The 504-nt window shown below is 49.2% G+C and carries 2 tRNA genes and 1 rRNA gene; all 3 read right to left on the reverse strand.

Annotated features, from left to right (window positions below):
* Window positions 1-138: 138 nt before the first annotated feature.
* Window positions 139-214 (reverse strand) — tRNA-Ala (locus ACW55A_RS26675).
* A 30-nt stretch (window positions 215-244) separates the two neighbouring features.
* Window positions 245-321 (reverse strand) — tRNA-Ile (locus ACW55A_RS26680).
* A gap of 123 nt (window positions 322-444) precedes the next feature.
* A 16S ribosomal RNA gene (locus ACW55A_RS26685) occupies window positions 445-504 on the reverse strand; the annotation flags it as partial.

Raw genomic sequence — 504 nt, forward strand, 5'->3', positions numbered from 1 at the left:
CCCGGTCTATATTTCTTTCTATCACATACCCAAATTTTTAAAGAACGATCTAATCAAAGACTAGAAATCAACATTCACGCACCCTTTGTTTTGCAGGGTGGAATGCTCATTTCTAAGCTTTCAAACAGAAGCAGTAAGTGGTGGAGCCAAGCGGGATCGAACCGCTGACCTCCTGCGTGCAAGGCAGGCGCTCTCCCAGCTGAGCTATGGCCCCGTATTTCTACAGGTGTTTCCCACACAAAATTGGTGGGTCTGGGCAGATTCGAACTGCCGACCTCACCCTTATCAGGGGTGCGCTCTAACCAACTGAGCTACAGACCCAATTTCGAGCTTGTAGCCGCTAGCATTGAGCTATCAGCTTGGAGCTTAAAGCTGCTTCTAATCGTCTTCTTCAATGAATCAAGCAATTCGTGTGGGTGCTTATGGTGCAGCTGAGTCGTCGATTAAGGAGGTGATCCAGCCGCAGGTTCCCCTACGGCTACCTTGTTACGACTTCACCCCAGT

It is taken from the genome of Plantibacter cousiniae (nom. nud.) (genome assembly GCF_977070315.1).